This is a genomic window from Rhizobium sp. H4, from assembly GCF_003013335.1.
GTDB lineage: Bacteria > Pseudomonadota > Alphaproteobacteria > Rhizobiales > Rhizobiaceae > Rhizobium > Rhizobium sophoriradicis.
Genome location: NZ_PSOW01000001.1, coordinates 426966 through 443148, shown reverse-complemented (window position 1 = coordinate 443148; position 16183 = coordinate 426966). Strand labels below are relative to the sequence as shown.

The window sequence follows — 16183 nt, the reverse complement described above, 5'->3', positions numbered from 1 at the left end:
ACGTCGGTCATGCATGCTTTGAAGGCGATAGACGATCTGGCCGGAGAACCGGCCGTCGAAGCGGAAGGCCCCGATCGCACGGCCTTGCGTCACATCCTGCAGCGCCTTGCCGAGGAGGCCTCGACGCTTGGCATCGATCTTGTCGATATTGCCGGCGCCATTCAGGACATGGCGGCGATGTCGGCCCGCCATGCCTCCGCCTTCGATCATGTCACCCGCACCGCGCTTTCGATTGCCGAAACCAACCGCTCTGTCGCCCTGTCGCTGCGCGAGACCGACCGCACCGCGGCCGAAGCCCGCCAGATGCTGAAGGAATCGGCCAACCGCCTGTCCGGCTCCGTCGCCGAGATCGGCCACATGGTTCAGTCCTCCAACGTCATCGGTGCCGAAATCGCCGGCTTTTCGAAGTCGCTGGCCGATGTCGACAAGATCGCCGATGAGATCAGCACCATTGCCCGCCAGACCAACCTTCTGGCGCTGAATGCCGCGATCGAGGCAGCGCGCGCCGGCGATGCCGGCAAGGGTTTCGCCGTCGTCGCCGCCGAGGTCCGTGCGCTTTCGCTGCAGACCTCGAAGGCGACCGGCTCGATCCAGGACACGCTGGACGAATTGCGGGTGAAGATCGACCGGCTGTCGGTGGTCGGCGGCGATGCGCGCAATAGTGCTGCCGGAGTCCGCGACAAGTCCGAGGCGATGCGCGGTGCCTTCGAAAGCATGGAACATGTCATCACCCGCATCCTCGACAGTTCCACCGTCATGGCCAACACCACCGAGGCGGTCGACCAGCAATGCGCCGGTTTCGTCGAAAAGCTCAGCGAGATGTCCGGCGAGGTCGCCGGTTCGAATGTCGCCCTGCAGCAGGCGGCAAAACGGGTCGACAGTGTCGTCGGTCTCTCCGAAACCTTGGTCCAGTTGACGGCGAGCGCCGGCGTAAAGACCGCCGACAGCCGCTGGATCGAGGAGGCGCAATCGGTGGCAAAGCAGATATCAGCCGCATTCGAACGGGCCGTCGCCGAGGGCCAGATCGGCCTCGACGCCCTCTTCGACCGCCGCTACCGGCCGATACCGGGCACCGATCCGGGCCAGATGATGGCGGCCTTCACCGAGCTCACCGACCGCCTGCTGCCGCCGATCCAGGAGCCGCTCCTTGCCCTGGACGAGCGCGTCGCCTTCTGCGCGGCTATCGACGAGAATGGCTATCTGCCGACCCATAACCGGAAGTTCTCGCAGCCGCAGCGGCCGGGCGACGCCGTCTGGAACACTGCCAACTGCCGCAATCGCCGCATCTTCGCCGATCGTGTCGGCCTGGCCGCCGGCCGCAGCACCGCGCCTTTCCTCGTCCAGACCTATCGGCGCGACATGGGCGGCGGCAATTTCGTGATGATGAAGGATATTTCCGCGCCGATCACCGTGCGCGGCCGCCATTGGGGCGGATTGCGGCTGGCGGTCAAGGTTTGACGCATCCGGCAACATCCGAGCGCCGATTGCCGATGCCGGCGCGCCGGTCTATACCGCGCCGATGAGATTACGCGCCGATATCTTCGTTTCCTCCCTTTTGCGCCGGGTCTTCGCCAGCGGCGATTTCGCCGCCGTCGAGAAGAAGGGGGCCGAGGAGGCGGGTGCGATCTTCATCCGTCAGCACTTTCGCGACGGCCTGGAAACGCTTTATGCGCCGGCGCCGCAGACCGCCTTCGGCGAAGACGAGATCCGCGATCGCCTGTTCGAAATCCGTCTTGCGCGCAGCGAGCCGGAGGCGGTGCGGGCGATGCTGGAGCGCGAACGCCGCTTCGACCCCGATCTGTGGATCGTCGAACTGGAGGCGGAGGAATTGGGCGACATGATCCCGCTTGCGGGGAAAGGTTGAGCGTCAGCTCAGCGCGACCGCCGTCCGAGCACGCGCATGTCGCGCTGCACCGGCGCCTGGCGGACGAAGCGGTGGCTCTCCGTTTCCTCGCGGGCCGGCGTAACAGCCGCCTCCGGCTTGTAGGTGTAGCGGTCGGCGCGCCGCCAGGCCTCTACCCTTTCGTGGCATTCTTCCGGATCGAGCCCATCAAGCACCATCCAGGCGCGCGTGACATTATGCTGCTGTTCGGCCAGGTGCGGATAGAACCTTTCCAGCACGAGGACGGCGTCGAGAAACCCCATGCCGAGGCTCGTCAACGTCGTGGCGAGCTGCTGGCCCGATAGATCGAGCATGATGCGTTCGGCAAGCCAGCGGCTGGCCGAAAGCGCATCGGCGAGCGCGGTCGCGAAATGGGTTGCCTCGCGCAGGCGGGCGAAGCGCACCAGCAGCGCCTCCTGAATGTCGGTCAGCGTGCGCAGACCGAGCCTGTCATCGTCCTTGCGGCCGAGATGGCCGGCAAGGTCGAGAATGCGTTCGCGCAACGCTTCTTCATTGGCGATACGCTGTTCCGCAAGCGCTTCGGCCTCGTTGCTCTCGGCCGGGACCGGCGACAGCGGCACGGCCTCCGATTCTGTGATCGGCGCCGCAGGGGCCGCGGGTCGCGGCTGGGTCTGGCGTAACGCCACCAGCGCGTCGATGACCTTCGGCGAGAGCGATTCGCGGCTGACGATCGCCCTGACATGCGCCGCGCCCTGCATGCGCGCAATGGTGATCAGCGTGTCGTCGGCAATGGCCTTGGAGGCGGCAAGAAAGGGCGCCGCGATCTCGATCGGCTGATTGCCGATGAACAGCGCCACGGCTGCCGGCATGGTCTGGCATTGCGAAAGGGCGGCGACGGCCTGGCGCTTGGCCTCATCGGAGGAGGCCTGGAACAGCGGTGTGAAAAGCTCGGCGAATTGACGCAATTCGGATCGTGTCGGATGTGACAGGCTCTCGAAACTGCTGACAGTCGCCATTAACACCACGTCCTTTTTCCTGACGGCCAACGGGCCCTCGAGGTCTCGAAACCGGTCACGCACACGCACACCCTGAAAACGCAGAACCAAGGGAAACCGTGGGCCGATAGCGCTGGCGGGACACCGGTCGGACCGCACGGATATGAACAAATCCTACACCGGTACGGTTAATGCATGCTGAAGATTTTATTAAAATGTAACAGAAATACACACGTGTGACGTGTTGCTGGATAATTAGCCGGCAACAGAAATTCCCGTGCTTTTTGAAGGCCTGCTCTGACGGCTTCCGATCGCCCGTTCGACCGCAGCGACAGTTAGTCCTGCTGTCATCTTGCGGGCGTGAAGCAGCTTTTGCGTGGCTGTCATCATCGCTCCAGTGCACACCTTGCTTGGTGCTGCAGACGGCGTCTTAAGGCTCTCGCTGCTGATATTCCGTTGGTGCGGTAGCTCCGCGATATTCGAGTCTTCGAACAAGGATGGGAATCACCGGCAGGGCTTGTTGCCTTCGCTGCCGCTCGCGTCTGGAACGATTCGCGGGTCGGCGATGGCCGCAACCCCGCTCTCCGATTGAGGGCGGATCGTCCCGATCCTGGGGTGCGACGCAACGGATGTCGGTCTGCCGCATATTTGCAACACCTGCAGCGCCGCCGGCGCGCGGGGTCGTGGCTGCATTGCCAACGATATGAATTATCTCCGATTTTAGCCTTCAACGGGTGCCAGAACCCGCGCGCAGGCGGCATGAAACCAAACCGGCGCTTCATGCGTTAAAGAGGAAGTCAGGGGAACTGTGTTTGGCAACCGCTGAATATTAGTAAACTGTTAACTGTCATGTGTCTCAATTCGGACAGGAACGACGCGATTTGAGTGGTTGGATCGTCGAAACTCCGCATCACGGTATTTCAGTCAGGTGCCGTGAGAAAGGCGCGAATGCCCTCGGTTCGGTCATGCCGGCACCGCAGGACGCGCCGGCCCGCAGATTGGCGGGCAGGGTGAAATCCATCGCAAGTTCATCCGTCTCGGGCAGTGCATGGAGACGAGAATGGCAATAGTAGTCGCATTGGCGGATCGGCGACCGCGGGCGCCGCGTCCTCAGGACAAGGAACCCCGCGAAGCCAAGATCCTCTGGTTCACCGGTGTCCGCTACGAGCGGCTGGTCGAGCCCCCCAGACATGGCCCGGCGCCCGCGCCGCGCGCCAGCAAGAAGTAACGTCGGTACAACCTTAGCGGGCGCTGAACTGCTCGCAGCCGGCTTCCGTCAGGAAGTTCCGTGCGGCCTCATCGAAACTCGCCTGCGGCGCCAGCGTCCGCAGCACGGCGTAACCGTCCGGCCGCGCCATTTCCACCAGGATCGCCTGTTCCAGCTCCCGTGGCAGGTTCTTGCGCAGGTCCGTCAGCTGGATCGGACCGCCCGCCAGCACATCGAGCGCGCCGCCGACCGAAGTCCTGTCATTCATGCTGAAGACTTCGTTGGAGGCGCTGTCGTAGATGGCGATCGACCAGAAGGGCACGTTGCCCCTGGCGGTGAAATGCACCGGCCCATCCTCGACATCGAAGGAGCAGACGGCGGTGCGCACGAAGGGGTCGCCATTGGCAAGCCCGGCCTCGTCATACTGGTCGTTCAGCAGGTAGAAATTGTTGAGGTCGCCTTCCGCCTGCACCCGGGTCGCCGCGTCCCTGCCGGTGAAATGCGGCAGCGAAAGGATGATGACCAGATGCAGAAGCGCTGCGCCGAAAAGCCCGGTCAGGATGGCGAAAACGATCCTAAGCATTGCCGCATCCGGTCTTGGTGAGCTTGGGCATGGCGAGGTCGATCACGCCGGAACTGCCGGCCGTCGGCGTATCGAACAAGGTCAGCACCAGCCGGAAGGTGCCGGCCTGCGGCAGGGCCAGCCAATTGCCCGGCTGCGCGACGGCGGAGATCTCGATCGAGAAGCTGCTGTCGGGCTGGCGCAGCACCGTCCAGGAGTTCAGCGCCGAGGGAAGCCCAGTCTTCACCGCCGCCGGGTTGCCGCCATTGTCGGCGGTAAAAAGCGTCCACAGCCGGGCGGGCGGCGTCTGCCCGCTGATGCGGTAGCGGCAGCCGGCATTCAGCCGCGCCCCCTCGTCGTCGACGCTCGCCGTGAAGGTCAGCCCCTCGGCGCTGCCATAGAGCAGCTTGCCGGCGCGCGCCCGGTGCGACTTGGCGTAAGGATCGGCATCAACCGTCTGCAACGCCGGAAAAGCCTCCCAGGCGCCAAGCTTGATCGCTCCGAAACCCTGCGTCGCATCCAGCGCATACAGCGAAATCATGATCCCGCCGCCAAAGGCGACGATCAGCGTGATCAGGATGAAAAGGGGGAATCGAAACACGTTATGACCTTGGAAACCATATCGGATGAAAGGGTTACCACTGATTCTGGCAGGGTGGAATGGCGTGCGACGACATGGACGCCGATCTGCTCCGCGGCCGTGCTGAATGCGGCAACACGGCCCCTCACCCTAACCCTCTCCCCGTAAACGGGGCGAGGGGATGTGCCCTGCGAGAGGCCGGTGGGGACGGAGAGGTTGCGGCTAGGTCCCTTCGCCCCGTTTCCGGGGGGGCCGAAGGACGGGTCGAGACCCGTGGCTCGACCCCGGTCGGTGGCGGCAGCCGGATGAGGGGCTGGTCTCGCCGATCTTCCTGGGTCTGGGCTACTCCGCGCTCGCCAGCTTCGCCGGCGCCAACGGGGCGGCATCCTTCAGCTTTTTGCCGAGGTCTTTGAGGATATTCGTCGATTGTACCGAAAGCATGCGCGGCCTGATGAGCTGCGGTAATCCGTCCTGCGGCTTGGCGGCGACGGTCTTGGCGAGGTCCTTTTCTGAGGGCAGGGGGTTTTCCACGCCGGGGATGGCGCGCAGCGTCACGCCCTGATGGGCATAGTCCATGGCGCGCTTGAAGGTCATCGCCGGCAGCGAGCCGCCGGTCATCTCGTTGGTCGAGGTGTAGTCGTCATTGCCGAACCAGACGGCGCAGGTGTAGTTGCCGGTGAAACCGACGAACCAGGCGTCGCGATAGGCCTGGGTCGTGCCGGTCTTGCCGGCGGTCAAAACGCCGTTGTCGAGAGCCGCCTTGCGCGCCGTACCGACATAGGGAACGCGCGACAGCATCTGGTTCATATAGGCGTCGGCCTGTTCCGACAGCACGCGTTTGGGCGCCGGTTCGTCGCGGTCGAAATCATAGAGCACATCGCCCTCGTAATCGAGGATCTGGCTGATGCCGTGGCGGCGCGACTGGTAACCGCCGGCCGGGAAGGTGGCATAGGCTGTCGCCTGGTCGAGCACCGTCACCTCAGACGTGCCGATCGGAATTGTGACGTCGTCGCGGATCGGCGTTTCGACGCCGAGGTTTTTCGCCATCGCCCGGATCGGCTGAATGCCGAGTTTCTCCTTGGCGAGCCGCACCGGCACGGTGTTGATCGACTGGGCGATCGCGGTCTCGAGCGTGATGCGCCCGACATAGCGGTTGGCGTAATTGTGCGGGCTCCAGTTGCCCCAGTAGATCGGCGCGTCGACGATCGTCGTCTGCGGCGTCATGCCGCTCTCCATCGCCAGGGCGTAGGTATAGACCTTGAAGGAGGAGCCGGGCTGGCGTAGCGCCCTGGTGGCGCGGTTGAACTGGCTTTCGCCGTAATCCCGTCCGCCGACCATGGCGCGCACGGCGCCGCCGTTTTCGATCATCACCAGGGCACCCTGCTTGGCATGGTAGGCCTCGCCGTATTCGCGCAGCGACGTCTCGACCGAATCCTCGGCCGCCTTCTGGATGCCCATGTCGATCGTCGTGCGCACGATCAGCGAATGCTGGTGGAAACGCGGCGAAAGCCGCTGCACCTCGTCGAAGGCCCAGTCGAGGAAGAAATCGGGCGATTCCACCTCGTTGCGGTCGACGACGGTCGCCGGGCTGCGTCGGGCGGCGATCACCTGGCCCTCGGTCATCAGCCCGCTCTGCACGAGGTTGGTCAGCACTTCGTTGGCGCGGGCACGCGCCGCCGGCAGGTTGACATGCGGCGCATATTTCGCCGGCGCCTTGAACAGGCCGGCGAGCATGGCGGATTCGGCAAGGTTCACGTCGGTGATGTTCTTGCCGAAATAAAACTGCGCCGCCGCGGCCGCGCCAAACGTGCCGCCGCCCATATAGGCGCGGTCGAGATAGGTGGAGAGGATTTCCTTCTTGGATAGGTTGGCCTCGAGCCATAGCGCCAGGAAGGCCTCGGTGACCTTGCGGTCGATCGAGCGCTCGTTGGAAAGGAACAGGTTCTTGGCGAGCTGCTGGGTCAGCGTGGAGCCGCCCTGCACGACTTCGCCGGCCTGGGCGTTGGTGACCATGGCGCGGAAGAGACCGATGGCGTCGATGCCGAAATGGTCGAAGAAGCGCCTGTCTTCGGTGGCGAGCACCGATTTGATCAGCGAATCCGGCAGCTCGTCGATCGGCACCGAATTCTGATGGATGACGCCGCGATGGCCGATGACGTTGCCGTAGCGGTCGGTGAAGGTGACGGCGAAATCGCCGCGGTTGCGCCAGTCCTCCTTGGTCGCTTCGAAGGCCGGCTGGGCAAGCACCAGCATCAGCACCGCGCCGACCGTGCCGAGGGTCAGCCCTTCGCCGGCCAGTTCGAAGACCACGCGCTTCCAGCCGCGAACGCGGAAACGGCGGAAGAAGATAGTGGTGTCTTCCCAGATCTCGGCGGCGCGGAAGCCGGCGTTCCAGACGGTCGAATCGATCCACGAATCGATGCGCAGCAGAATGTGACGGCTCTTCGCCGGCCGCCTGCCGGGGTCAGCGGCCTGCTTTTCTGTCTCGTTTTCAGGCCCTTTTTCAGGGTTGTCCGGATCCTGCACGTCCTGTATTCCCGCCTGATCGCGCCTGCCTCATGTCCGGCAGCCGGAAAGCGGCGAAAGCGCGAGGCCCGATGGCCCGAAAAGCTCTCCGATACCAGGAGAAAGTTCTCCGGTACCAGGAGCATGCTGAAGAATTGATTGATTTTGTGGCGGATAACAAGAGAGTAGAGCGGTGGTCACGCGAATTTGCGGGCCGCTGTTGCAAGAAACGAACGATGAACGATCTGCCCTTCTGGAAGAGCAAGACGCTGGCCGAAATGACCGCGGCCGAATGGGAAAGCCTTTGCGACGGCTGCGGCCTCTGTTGTCTCAACAAGATCGAGGAATGGGATAGCGGCGATATCTATTTCACCTCGGTCAGCTGCAAGCTGCTCGACGGCCAGAGCTGTCGCTGCTCGAGCTATGAGAACCGCTGGGATTTCGTGCCGGACTGTGTGCAACTGACCAAGGAGAACGTGCCTGAGATCGCCTGGCTGCCGCCCACCTGCGGCTACAGGCTGGTCAACGAGGGCCACGATCTCTACTGGTGGCATCCGCTCGTCTCCGGCGACCCGGAAACCGTGCATGCGGCCGGCATTTCCGCGCGCGGCCGCGCGATCAGCGAAACCGAGATCGATATCGAGGATCTTGAGGATTACGTCGTCGACTGGCCGCTGACGGTCGGCGAGGAGAAGGACGAGGAAGAAGCGTAAGCGGCCGGCGCGCCCGGCTTTCGCCTGCGGTGTGATATATCGCCCGCCCGCCTTGGCTCCGGCGCGACATATAAAATTGACGCCGGCCGCTGCTTGATTATTGAAAAGTGAGACCCCACTTGCGGTGCGACCCGCTGGTCCGGGCCCCTCTGGCGAGAGCTTCGGCACTCTTGCGATGTCGGACCTCTTCTCCGACAACCAGTGCCGACCAGGGGATTATCCTTGAATCTGTCTTTTTTGTTCGTCGAGTGGCTGGGAACGCCGCTCTGGATGTGGTCGAGCTTTTTCGCCCTTGTCATCGCCATTCTGTCATTCGACCTCGGTATTCTTCATAAGCAGAACAAGGAAATCGGCGTCGGCGAAAGCGTCAGGCTTTCCGCCCTCTATATCGCGCTCGGCCTCGCCTTCGGTGGTTGGGTATGGTGGTATCTCGGCTCCGAGGCCGGCCTTGCCTATCTGACGGGCTTCGTCGTCGAAAAGACGCTCGCCCTCGACAACGTCTTCGTCATTGCCCTGATCTTCTCCTTCTTTGCCGTGCCGCGCCTCTACCAGCACCGCGTGCTCTTCTGGGGTATTCTCGGCGTCATCGTGCTGCGCGCCATCATGATCGGCGTCGGCGCCACGCTGGTCGCCGAATTCGCCTGGCTTCTCTATATCTTCGCCGCGTTCCTGATCGTCACCGGCATCAAGATGCTGTTCGTCAAGGAGGCCGAGCCTGATGTCTCGAAGAACGTCCTCGTTCGCTTCATGCGCAGCCGTTTCAACGTCACCGAGGAACATCACGGCGAACGGTTCTTCGTCAGAAAGGCAAACCCCAGGACGGGAGCGATGACCTGGTTCATCACGCCGCTCTTCATGGCGCTCGTGATGGTCGAAGTGGCCGACGTCATCTTCGCCGTGGATTCGGTCCCCGCAATCTTCGCGATCACCACCGATCCGTTCCTCGTCTATACCTCGAACATCTTCGCGATCCTCGGCCTTCGCGCCCTCTATTTCGCGCTGGCGGCGATGATTCATCGCTTCCGCTATCTGAAGCCCGCGCTTGCCATCGTGCTGATCTTCATCGGCTCGAAGATCTTCGTCGCCGATCTGCTGGGCCTGGAAAAATTCCCGGCCGCGCTCTCGCTGAGCATCACTTTCGCGATCATCGCTGCCGGCGTGGTCTGGAGCCTCCTCAAGACGCGGGATCCGCGGCAGCCCGCCTGAGCGGGCTCTGCGAGCAATACGTAAACAAAGGAAGGAACAGATATGATTTCGGATTTCATCGGCTGGATTTTTGCCCTGCTTGTCGTCGGTCCGCTGCAGGCCGAGCTACAGCAACAGGCTGAGCGCGCCTGGCTTCCCATGGAGATCTTCCGCCAGTCCCAGGCTTGCCTGACATCTGAGGGACCGCGGCTCGTCGAGCGCGCCGCCGGCGACTACGTCTGGGCGGCGGCCACAGTCGTCAGCATAGCGCTCGGCCAGACCGCGCCGGCGGAGCTTCTCGACGGCAGCGACCCGCAATGCGCAGCCCTCGCCAGCGCCCTGAAGGGAGACGGCGAGGGTGCATGACGGCAACCAGCTGAAAATGGACAGTGTGATTGATCAAGACGGAAAGAGGCAACCGCCGCGCGGTGTCGCTACTGCGCGGCTTCGGGAGATGTTGGAAATCGCCCGGGTAAAAGGCGGCCTCTCCGTCGGCGAGGCTCTGGAGGCGATGGGCCAGACGAGCATCGCCTTCACCATCCTGTTCCTGGCAATCCCGGCGCTGACCCCAATCCCCGGGCCGTTCGGAATGGTTTTCGGCACCGCGCTGGCGCTGGTCTCCCTCCAGATTGTCGCCGGTGGCCGGAAGATCTGGTTGCCCGCCATCCTCAGGGATCGCCGGGTTTCGCCCGCGGCGCTTGATCTTGTCGTCCGGCAGGCGGTGCCGGTGATCGCCCGGGTGGAAAAGCTCGTGCGCGCCGGCCGGCTGCAGGTCCTCACCGGTCCGACAGTGCAGGCGCTTCTTGGCGTTCCTGTCTTCCTGCTTGCCGTGGTAATCGCGCTGCCGATCCCCTTCGGCAATATTCTGCCGGTGGTCTCGCTGGTCGTGCTGGCCGTCGCCCTGATGGAGCGGGATGGTCTCGTCACCTTGATCGGACTGCTGCTCACATCGGCGACGATCGTCGCCACCGCCGCATTGCTTTATTTTATCAAGGCGATGATCTTCACGGCCGCTTAGCCGAATGGACCGGGACCGCTGCGAGGAACCGCCGCAGCTCCGTCTCCACATATTCATCCACCCGCCCTTCTGCGCCAAAGCCCCACCAGGTGAGCGAGCCCTGCCATTGCGACAGCATCAGGCGGGCGATGGTCTCCGGCGCGCTCGCCGATCCGAAACAGCGTGCGATCGCCGCCGTCAGCGCTTTGCCCCAGGCCGCTCCCCGGGCGCGCAGCACCGGATCGCGAAAGTCTTCGCGAAGCACCAGCAATCCCTCGCCATAAGCGGCGGCATCGTCGCCGTAATCCTTCGACAGACCGACGAGCAGGGCGACGGCACCCTCCGGCGTTTTCGCCACGGCCTCGGCAAGCCGTGCGGTTTCCGCGTCCAGCCTGTCCCAGGCATAGAGCAGTGCCGCGCGCAGCATCGCCGCTTTCGTCGTAAAACGCTGCACCAGCGTCGAGCCGGACAGGCCGCTTGCCTTCGCCACCGCCGCAAAGGTCGCCGCATCCGGCCCCTCGGCATGGATCAGCGCCAGCACCATGGCGAGAAGCTGTTCATCGGAAAGCGTGCGGCGGCGCGGCATGAAATTCCTCTTGCATCTGCCTTATTTATGAACGAACATTCGTTTATATACAAGAGGCGTTTTTCAATTCTACCTTGGAGGATGGAACGTGACAGCGGACTTGCGAGAGAAGGTGGCTTTGGTGGCCGGTGCGACACGCGGCGCCGGCCGCGGCATCGCGGTGGAACTCGGCGCGGCCGGTGCCACCGTCTACGTCACGGGGCGAACGACGCGCACGCAGCAATCCGAATATGGAAGGCCGGAGACGATCGAGGAGACGGCCGAGCTGGTGACCGCGGCAGGCGGCAATGGTATTGCCGTGCAGGTCGATCATCTCGTCGCAACGGAGGTCGAGGCGCTCGTGGCCCGCATCCGGGCGGAAACCGGTCGGCTCGATATCCTCGTCAACGACATCTGGGGCGGCGAGAATCTGTTCGAATGGGACAAATCAGTCTGGGAGCATTCGCTCGACAGGGGCCTGCGCATGCTGCGGCTCGGCATCGAAACGCATCTGATCACCGCCCACTACGCCCTGCCGCCGATGATCGAGCGGCCGGGCGGCCTGCTGGTCGAGGTGACCGACGGTACGGCGGAATACAACGCCACGCATTACCGGCTTTCGCCCTTCTACGATCTTGTCAAGACGGGCGTAACCCGCATGGCCTGGACGCATGCTCAGGACCTGGGAAAACACGGCGCCACCGCCATTTCGATCACGCCAGGTTGGCTGCGCTCCGAAATGATGCTGGATGCCTACGGCGTCAGCGAGGCGAACTGGCGCGACGCGACGAAGGTCCAGCCGCATTTCGCGATTTCCGAAACGCCGCGCTTCGTCGGCCGCGCGGTAGCGGCCATCGCCGCCGATGCCGATCGTGCTCGCTGGAACGGCCAGTCGTTGTCGAGCGGCGGTGTGGCCAAGATCTACGGCTTCGACGACATCGACGGTTCCCGGCCGGATTGCTGGCGCTACCTGGTGGAAGTGCAGGAGCCGGGCAAGCCGGCGGATGTGACCGGCTACCGCTGAGCGCTTTTAGTTTGCGGCTCTGAGCCGCGCCGCTTCACGAAACGACACCAGCCGCATTGTCTGTTCGTCCCAGAGCACCAGCTTGACGCAGCGCAGGCTTTCCATGAGCGTGATGCGGCCGATTCCGGCCAGCTCGGGATGGTCCCGCAGCACCTCCGGCAGCCGATAATAAGGCACTCGGCTCGCCAGATGATGCACATGGTGAATGCCGATATTGCCGGTGATCCAGCGCAGCACCGGCGGCAGGTCGTAGTGCGAGGCGCCGTGAAGCGCCGCATGCTGGAACTGCCAGTCCGGTTTCTTCGACCAGTGCGTTTCCTCGAACTGGTGCTGAACATAGAATAGCCAGACACCAGCGGCTCCCGCCAGAAGCACGGTCGGCAAGTGGACCAGCAGGAAGGGGACGATACCACCCGCCCAAATCAATAGGGCGGCGACCAGGGCGATGGCAAGGTTGGTCGCCATGGTCGAGATCCAGGGCAGGGGGCCGGAGCGCATCATGCCGAAAGGCAGGCGCTGCTTGAAGATGAACAGCCATGCCGGCCCGATCCCGAACATGACGGCTGGGTGCCGGTAGAGCCGGTAGGCAAGCCGTCCTCGGCGCGACAGCGCGTTATATTCGGCGATCGTCAGCGTCTCGATGTCGCCAACGCCGCGCTCATCGAGGTTTCCGGCCGAGGCGTGATGTTCCGCATGCGCCCGACGCCAATAGTCGTAAGGCGTCAGCGTCAGGATGCCGATCGCGCGCCCGACCCAGTCGTCGAGGCGGCGGCGGGCGAAAAATGAGCCGTGGCCGCAATCATGCTGGATCATGAACAGCCTGAGCAGGAAAGCGGCTGCTGGAACGACGAGGATTAGGCCCGGCAAAAAGCCGTAACGAACGGCCGCCCATGCGGCGGCCCAGAACAGCGCAAAGGGAATAGCTGTCACGGCCAGTTCAAAGGCACTGCGTGTGGCCCTCGGCTGGCGATATCCTGCAAGGATCTTCAACCAAGGTTTTTCGGCGAAAAGTGCTGTCGGTTGTTTCTGCGGATTTTCACAAGGCTCGTCCAAGGCGGCAAGCCGGATTTCCTCGCTCTCGAAGCGGCGCGCGCCTTCGATCACGAAATATCGCCGGAAAAGGCTGCGACGCTCGACGGAGCGTCGACGCGGTTGATTATATGAACAAGAGTCATGCTCTGTGGCACCTTCCGGCTTTTTCGAAAACACGATCATCGCTGATCCCGCGTCCCGGCAGGACGCGCCGCCGCTTTTAGCCACACATCACCCAATACGCAAATCGATCCCGACTGCGTTTGTCATGAAAGCGGCCACGGGCGATCCACCCGAGGGCTCGACGCGCGCTTATTTCTTCGGCGCGCTGCTTCCGTGTGGAGCGGCCTGGGTCGCGGCCTTCATCTGGCCTGCGAACGTGCCGGCCATCTTCGGCGCCAGCTTGTCCTTCTTAGGTTTGCGAGCCTCGCGATTGCTTCTCAACTGACCTTTTGCCATCGATCGATCTCCTATTCAGACGAATACAAAGCGCGTTTTCAGCTTCGCGCGTCGGGTTTGAGGTTTGTCTTACGCCTGTCGCTGGGCAATCCCTGGATCGCATAACGGTCGTAAACCGGAGTGGCTGGTTTCGCCGGCGTTTTCAGCTTGCCGAAGTAGTGTTCGAGTGCCTGCGAAAGCTTGGCGGGCGACGTTACGCCCTCCTGAAACAGCTTGATCAGCAGCACCGCTGCGACATTGCAGCCCTTGCCGCCGTCGATCGCGATCCTGGCCTCGTAGCCCGCATTGTCGAGTACGGACTGAAGCATGTCGAGATCGGACGAGGTCAGGTACGGCTTTTTGGAAGTGGAAGACATCGGTCCTCCTTTCGTCGGGGCGAAGGTATGAAAACCCTCAGTCGGCAGCGCCCGGACAATGGCTGCCGACGGCGAAACCATGCGCCTTTCGCCGAGGCAAGGCAATGGGGTTCTCGTTGCGAATATTCGTTTTTGCTTATGAAGAGCCCGCACCGATAAGGTGCGGGCGCAACGGTCATTCCGCCGCCTGATAGGTGGGCCTCCGGACGGCCGATGTCCTCGGACCTGCGGCTGCAAGCAGGGTGACGGCGAACCTGCTGCTGGCTTTTTCGGTGCTAATGCAGGAGCGCAATGTCAGCCGCGCCGCCGAACGGCTGCTGCTCGGCCAGCCCGGCCTGTCGGCTGCCTTGCGCCGCCTGCGCGAGGCGCTGGACGATGAATTGTTCGTGCGTGTCGGTCGCGGCCTGCAGCCGACGCTGCGCGCCCTGTCCATTGCTCCGGCGATCGAGGATGCGCTGTCGGGCATCGAACGCGCCATCCGCCCGCAGGCCGAATTCGATCCGGCAAGCTGGCAGGGCGAGTTCCGCATCGGCATGTGCGACAATCTCGAATCGGCCTTCTTCGGCCCGCTTGCCGCCCGCCTGCTGCCGCGTGGCGATTTCAAGAGCCGCGGCCTGAGCAATTCCAGGAAAGTGTGAAGCGGTTTTTCGTTCGGATTGCTCGAAATTCGGAACCTGCTATATCTCACCCTTGTGAAAATAGGCTTCGAGGCGGTAGCCGTCGGGATCGATGACGAAGGCGGCGTAATAGAAGCGGCCGTAATCCGGCCGGATACCCGGTTCGCCATTGTCGGTGCCGCCGGATGCGATAGCGGCGGCGTAAAAGGCGTCGACAGCGGCCTCGTTCGGAGCGACGAAGCAGAAATGCAGCCCGGACTGTATGTCGGCGACAACGGGATGCTCGGCCTGTATCACCCAGAGGCCGACCTCATCAGGACCGTAGCCGATCACACCATCGGAATTGGAGAGGCGCTCATAGCCGAGCGGCGCCAGCGCTGCATCATAGAAACGGCGGGCTCTTTCGAGGTCTTTGACACCGATGGAGACATGATCGAACATGGTCTGCAAACTCCGTTCATCCCAAGACTAATTGAACAGCAGCATCTTTCAACGGCCAAAAGAAGAGTGGAATCCGTTTGGAGGTCCGGCCGCGTGCACTCGGCCGGTAAGACTTTACTGCAGTTGCGGCTTTTTCAGAAAGCTGTTGCGGTCGGCGGATTTGACGCGCAGCCAGGCCTCCCGGCCGTTGCGCAGAATCCGCATCGGAATCTCGGCGCCGGCCGGGCCGCTGCTCCAGAGCTTGCGGTAGAAATCGGCAAGGCCGTCAACCTCTTCGTCACGGATCTCGGAAATGATATCGCCCTGACGCAGACCGGCCTCGGCGGCCGGACCGCCTTCGGCGACGCTCATCACCACCACGCCGCCATTGCTCTCAGCGGAGAATGCGCCGAGCCAAGGCCGCGGCGGCTTGTTGACCTGACCGCGGTTCAAGAGGTCGTCGAGGATCGGCGGCAACAGATCGATCGGCACGACCATATTGATGTCGGCGACCTCGCCGTCCTGGCTCATCTGCAGGCGCAGCGAACCGATGCCGAGCAGCTTGCCGTCGGCGCCGATCAGCGCTGCCCCACCCCAGGCGGGATGGGCCGGTGCGGTAAAAATCGCCTCGTCCAGCAGATATTCCCAATAGCCGGCGAATTCCTGCCGGGCGACGATGTTTGCCTGGACGAACTCGCCGATCCCATCGGCAAGCACGACGGGATCGCCGGGCCTGGCGGCGGCCGCATCGCCGAAATCCACCGCCGGGGCGTTGAGAACGCCGAGCGCCTGCACCAGGCCGAAGCCGCTTTCCTGATCATAGGCAAGAGGATGGGCGGGAACCACCCGGCCGTCCTGGGTCGTCAGCCAGACCTCCTCAGCCTCGGTGATGAGATAACCGATGGTCAGCACCAGCCCGTTGTCGCGAATGACGACGCCGCTGCCCTCCCGGACGGTGCCCAGCGTCTCCGCCGTGAAGGCATCTTCTGGGATGGAGGAACGGACGGCCACGACGGACCGCAGGATCGGATCGATATTCATGCTTTTATCCCGAGGGCGCCGCCGCGCGAGACCGGAAGCCGGCGCGCCTCCTTAATAGGTAAGAAGGTGAAGGGGCGGCGGC

The 16183-nt window shown here is 63.3% G+C and carries 18 protein-coding genes and 1 pseudogene; 9 read left to right on the top strand and 10 right to left on the bottom strand.

What is annotated here, in order from left to right; all coding sequences use genetic code 11:
- The first annotated feature begins 9 nt into the window (after nt 1–9).
- Together C4N04_RS02245 and C4N04_RS02240 are read left to right on the top strand one after the other, a co-directional pair.
- On the top strand, nt 10–1458 hold the full coding sequence (locus C4N04_RS02245; protein ID WP_106795340.1) for a methyl-accepting chemotaxis protein: 1449 nt from the start codon (nt 10–12) through the stop codon (nt 1456–1458).
- A gap of 61 nt (nt 1459–1519) precedes the next feature.
- The gene (locus C4N04_RS02240) at nt 1520–1864 is read left to right on the top strand and encodes a DUF1491 family protein (protein WP_038687782.1); all 345 of its coding nucleotides are present in this window, start codon (nt 1520–1522) and stop codon (nt 1862–1864) included.
- A gap of 8 nt (nt 1865–1872) precedes the next feature.
- Here C4N04_RS02240 and C4N04_RS02235 read toward each other — a convergent pair whose 3' ends face one another.
- Entirely contained in the window at nt 1873–2922 is a 1050-nt protein-coding gene (locus tag C4N04_RS02235) for a DUF2336 domain-containing protein (protein ID WP_179363885.1), read from the bottom strand.
- Between the two features lie 976 nt (nt 2923–3898).
- Here C4N04_RS02235 and C4N04_RS31735 point away from each other — a divergent pair.
- Nucleotides 3899–4066 (top strand): hypothetical protein, encoded by a 168-nt coding sequence (locus tag C4N04_RS31735; RefSeq protein WP_183747672.1) that lies wholly within the window; start codon nt 3899–3901, stop codon nt 4064–4066.
- Nucleotides 4067–4079: 13 nt separating this feature from the next.
- On the opposite strand, the gene C4N04_RS02230 is transcribed toward C4N04_RS31735, so the two are convergent.
- The 3 genes from C4N04_RS02230 to C4N04_RS02220 all read right to left on the bottom strand — a co-directional run bounded on the left by C4N04_RS02230 (nt 4080) and on the right by C4N04_RS02220 (nt 7713).
- Nucleotides 4080–4628: a hypothetical protein gene (locus C4N04_RS02230; protein ID WP_009994722.1), complete on the bottom strand. Its 549-nt coding sequence runs from the start codon at nt 4626–4628 to the stop codon at nt 4080–4082.
- A complete protein-coding gene (locus C4N04_RS02225) occupies nt 4621–5208 on the bottom strand; it encodes a DUF1214 domain-containing protein (RefSeq protein WP_009994723.1) in 588 nt (195 codons plus the stop codon). Before C4N04_RS02225 ends, C4N04_RS02230 begins: the two co-directional genes overlap by 8 nt.
- 321 nt (nt 5209–5529) lie before the next feature.
- Nucleotides 5530–7713 (bottom strand): transglycosylase domain-containing protein, encoded by a 2184-nt coding sequence (locus C4N04_RS02220; protein WP_039618723.1) that lies wholly within the window; start codon nt 7711–7713, stop codon nt 5530–5532.
- A gap of 215 nt (nt 7714–7928) precedes the next feature.
- Between C4N04_RS02220 and C4N04_RS02215 the strand changes: the two genes are divergently transcribed.
- The 4 genes from C4N04_RS02215 to C4N04_RS02200 all read left to right on the top strand — a co-directional run bounded on the left by C4N04_RS02215 (nt 7929) and on the right by C4N04_RS02200 (nt 10608).
- Nucleotides 7929–8405 carry a YcgN family cysteine cluster protein gene (locus C4N04_RS02215; protein ID WP_096771093.1) on the top strand — a complete coding sequence of 159 codons (477 nt, stop codon included), beginning with the start codon at nt 7929–7931 and terminating at the stop codon, nt 8403–8405.
- A gap of 222 nt (nt 8406–8627) precedes the next feature.
- Nucleotides 8628–9611 carry a TerC family protein gene (locus C4N04_RS02210; protein WP_038687791.1) on the top strand — a complete coding sequence of 328 codons (984 nt, stop codon included), beginning with the start codon at nt 8628–8630 and terminating at the stop codon, nt 9609–9611.
- A 42-nt stretch (nt 9612–9653) separates the two neighbouring features.
- Nucleotides 9654–9956 carry a hypothetical protein gene (locus tag C4N04_RS02205; protein ID WP_096764235.1) on the top strand — a complete coding sequence of 101 codons (303 nt, stop codon included), beginning with the start codon at nt 9654–9656 and terminating at the stop codon, nt 9954–9956.
- A 25-nt stretch (nt 9957–9981) separates the two neighbouring features.
- Entirely contained in the window at nt 9982–10608 is a 627-nt protein-coding gene (locus C4N04_RS02200) for an exopolysaccharide biosynthesis protein (protein ID WP_096764256.1), read from the top strand.
- Here the strand turns inward: C4N04_RS02200 and C4N04_RS02195 are convergent.
- On the bottom strand, nt 10595–11173 hold the full coding sequence (locus tag C4N04_RS02195) for a TetR family transcriptional regulator (RefSeq protein WP_038687795.1): 579 nt from the start codon (nt 11171–11173) through the stop codon (nt 10595–10597). The two genes, C4N04_RS02200 and C4N04_RS02195, sit on opposite strands and share 14 nt — an antisense overlap.
- Nucleotides 11174–11261: 88 nt before the next feature.
- Here C4N04_RS02195 and C4N04_RS02190 point away from each other — a divergent pair, with 88 nt between their 5' ends.
- Nucleotides 11262–12176: an SDR family oxidoreductase gene (locus tag C4N04_RS02190; RefSeq protein ID WP_106795339.1), complete on the top strand. Its 915-nt coding sequence runs from the start codon at nt 11262–11264 to the stop codon at nt 12174–12176.
- A 6-nt stretch (nt 12177–12182) separates the two neighbouring features.
- Here the strand turns inward: C4N04_RS02190 and C4N04_RS02185 are convergent, their stop codons facing one another.
- The 3 genes from C4N04_RS02185 to C4N04_RS02180 form a co-directional block, all read right to left on the bottom strand.
- A complete protein-coding gene (locus tag C4N04_RS02185) occupies nt 12183–13280 on the bottom strand; it encodes a fatty acid desaturase (protein ID WP_039618733.1) in 1098 nt (365 codons plus the stop codon).
- Nucleotides 13281–13520: 240 nt separating this feature from the next.
- A complete protein-coding gene (locus C4N04_RS31730) occupies nt 13521–13667 on the bottom strand; it encodes a hypothetical protein (RefSeq protein ID WP_170961464.1) in 147 nt (48 codons plus the stop codon).
- A 38-nt stretch (nt 13668–13705) separates the two neighbouring features.
- A complete protein-coding gene (locus tag C4N04_RS02180; protein ID WP_096764237.1) occupies nt 13706–14104 on the bottom strand; it encodes a hypothetical protein in 399 nt (132 codons plus the stop codon).
- A 161-nt stretch (nt 14105–14265) separates the two neighbouring features.
- On the opposite strand from C4N04_RS02180, the pseudogene C4N04_RS02175 reads away from it, so the two are divergent.
- Nucleotides 14266–14610 (top strand): annotated as a pseudogene (locus C4N04_RS02175) (LysR family transcriptional regulator); the annotation flags it as partial.
- A gap of 90 nt (nt 14611–14700) precedes the next feature.
- On the opposite strand, the gene C4N04_RS02170 reads toward C4N04_RS02175, so the two are convergent.
- Together C4N04_RS02170 and C4N04_RS02165 are read right to left on the bottom strand one after the other, a co-directional pair.
- Nucleotides 14701–15081 (bottom strand): VOC family protein, encoded by a 381-nt coding sequence (locus C4N04_RS02170; protein WP_106795338.1) that lies wholly within the window; start codon nt 15079–15081, stop codon nt 14701–14703.
- Between the two features lie 114 nt (nt 15082–15195).
- Nucleotides 15196–16101 (bottom strand): S1C family serine protease, encoded by a 906-nt coding sequence (locus tag C4N04_RS02165; RefSeq protein ID WP_010059187.1) that lies wholly within the window; start codon nt 16099–16101, stop codon nt 15196–15198.
- Nucleotides 16102–16183 lie beyond the last annotated feature (82 nt).

Bases quoted from the DNA above. Each gene is read 5' to 3' on its own strand.
- C4N04_RS02165 (WP_010059187.1), bottom strand. From the start codon at position 16,101: ATGAATATCGATCCGATCCTGCGGTCCGTCGTGGCCGTCCGTTCCTCC.
- C4N04_RS02240 (WP_038687782.1), top strand. From the start codon at position 1,520: ATGAGATTACGCGCCGATATCTTCGTTTCCTCCCTTTTGCGCCGGGTC.
- C4N04_RS31735 (WP_183747672.1), top strand. From the start codon at position 3,899: ATGGCAATAGTAGTCGCATTGGCGGATCGGCGACCGCGGGCGCCGCGT.
- C4N04_RS02205 (WP_096764235.1), top strand. From the start codon at position 9,654: ATGATTTCGGATTTCATCGGCTGGATTTTTGCCCTGCTTGTCGTCGGT.
- C4N04_RS02195 (WP_038687795.1), bottom strand. From the start codon at position 11,173: ATGCCGCGCCGCCGCACGCTTTCCGATGAACAGCTTCTCGCCATGGTG.
- C4N04_RS31730 (WP_170961464.1), bottom strand. From the start codon at position 13,667: ATGGCAAAAGGTCAGTTGAGAAGCAATCGCGAGGCTCGCAAACCTAAG.
- C4N04_RS02215 (WP_096771093.1), top strand. From the start codon at position 7,929: ATGAACGATCTGCCCTTCTGGAAGAGCAAGACGCTGGCCGAAATGACC.
- C4N04_RS02170 (WP_106795338.1), bottom strand. From the start codon at position 15,081: ATGTTCGATCATGTCTCCATCGGTGTCAAAGACCTCGAAAGAGCCCGC.
- C4N04_RS02230 (WP_009994722.1), bottom strand. From the start codon at position 4,628: ATGCTTAGGATCGTTTTCGCCATCCTGACCGGGCTTTTCGGCGCAGCG.
- C4N04_RS02180 (WP_096764237.1), bottom strand. From the start codon at position 14,104: ATGGTTTCGCCGTCGGCAGCCATTGTCCGGGCGCTGCCGACTGAGGGT.
- C4N04_RS02245 (WP_106795340.1), top strand. From the start codon at position 10: ATGCATGCTTTGAAGGCGATAGACGATCTGGCCGGAGAACCGGCCGTC.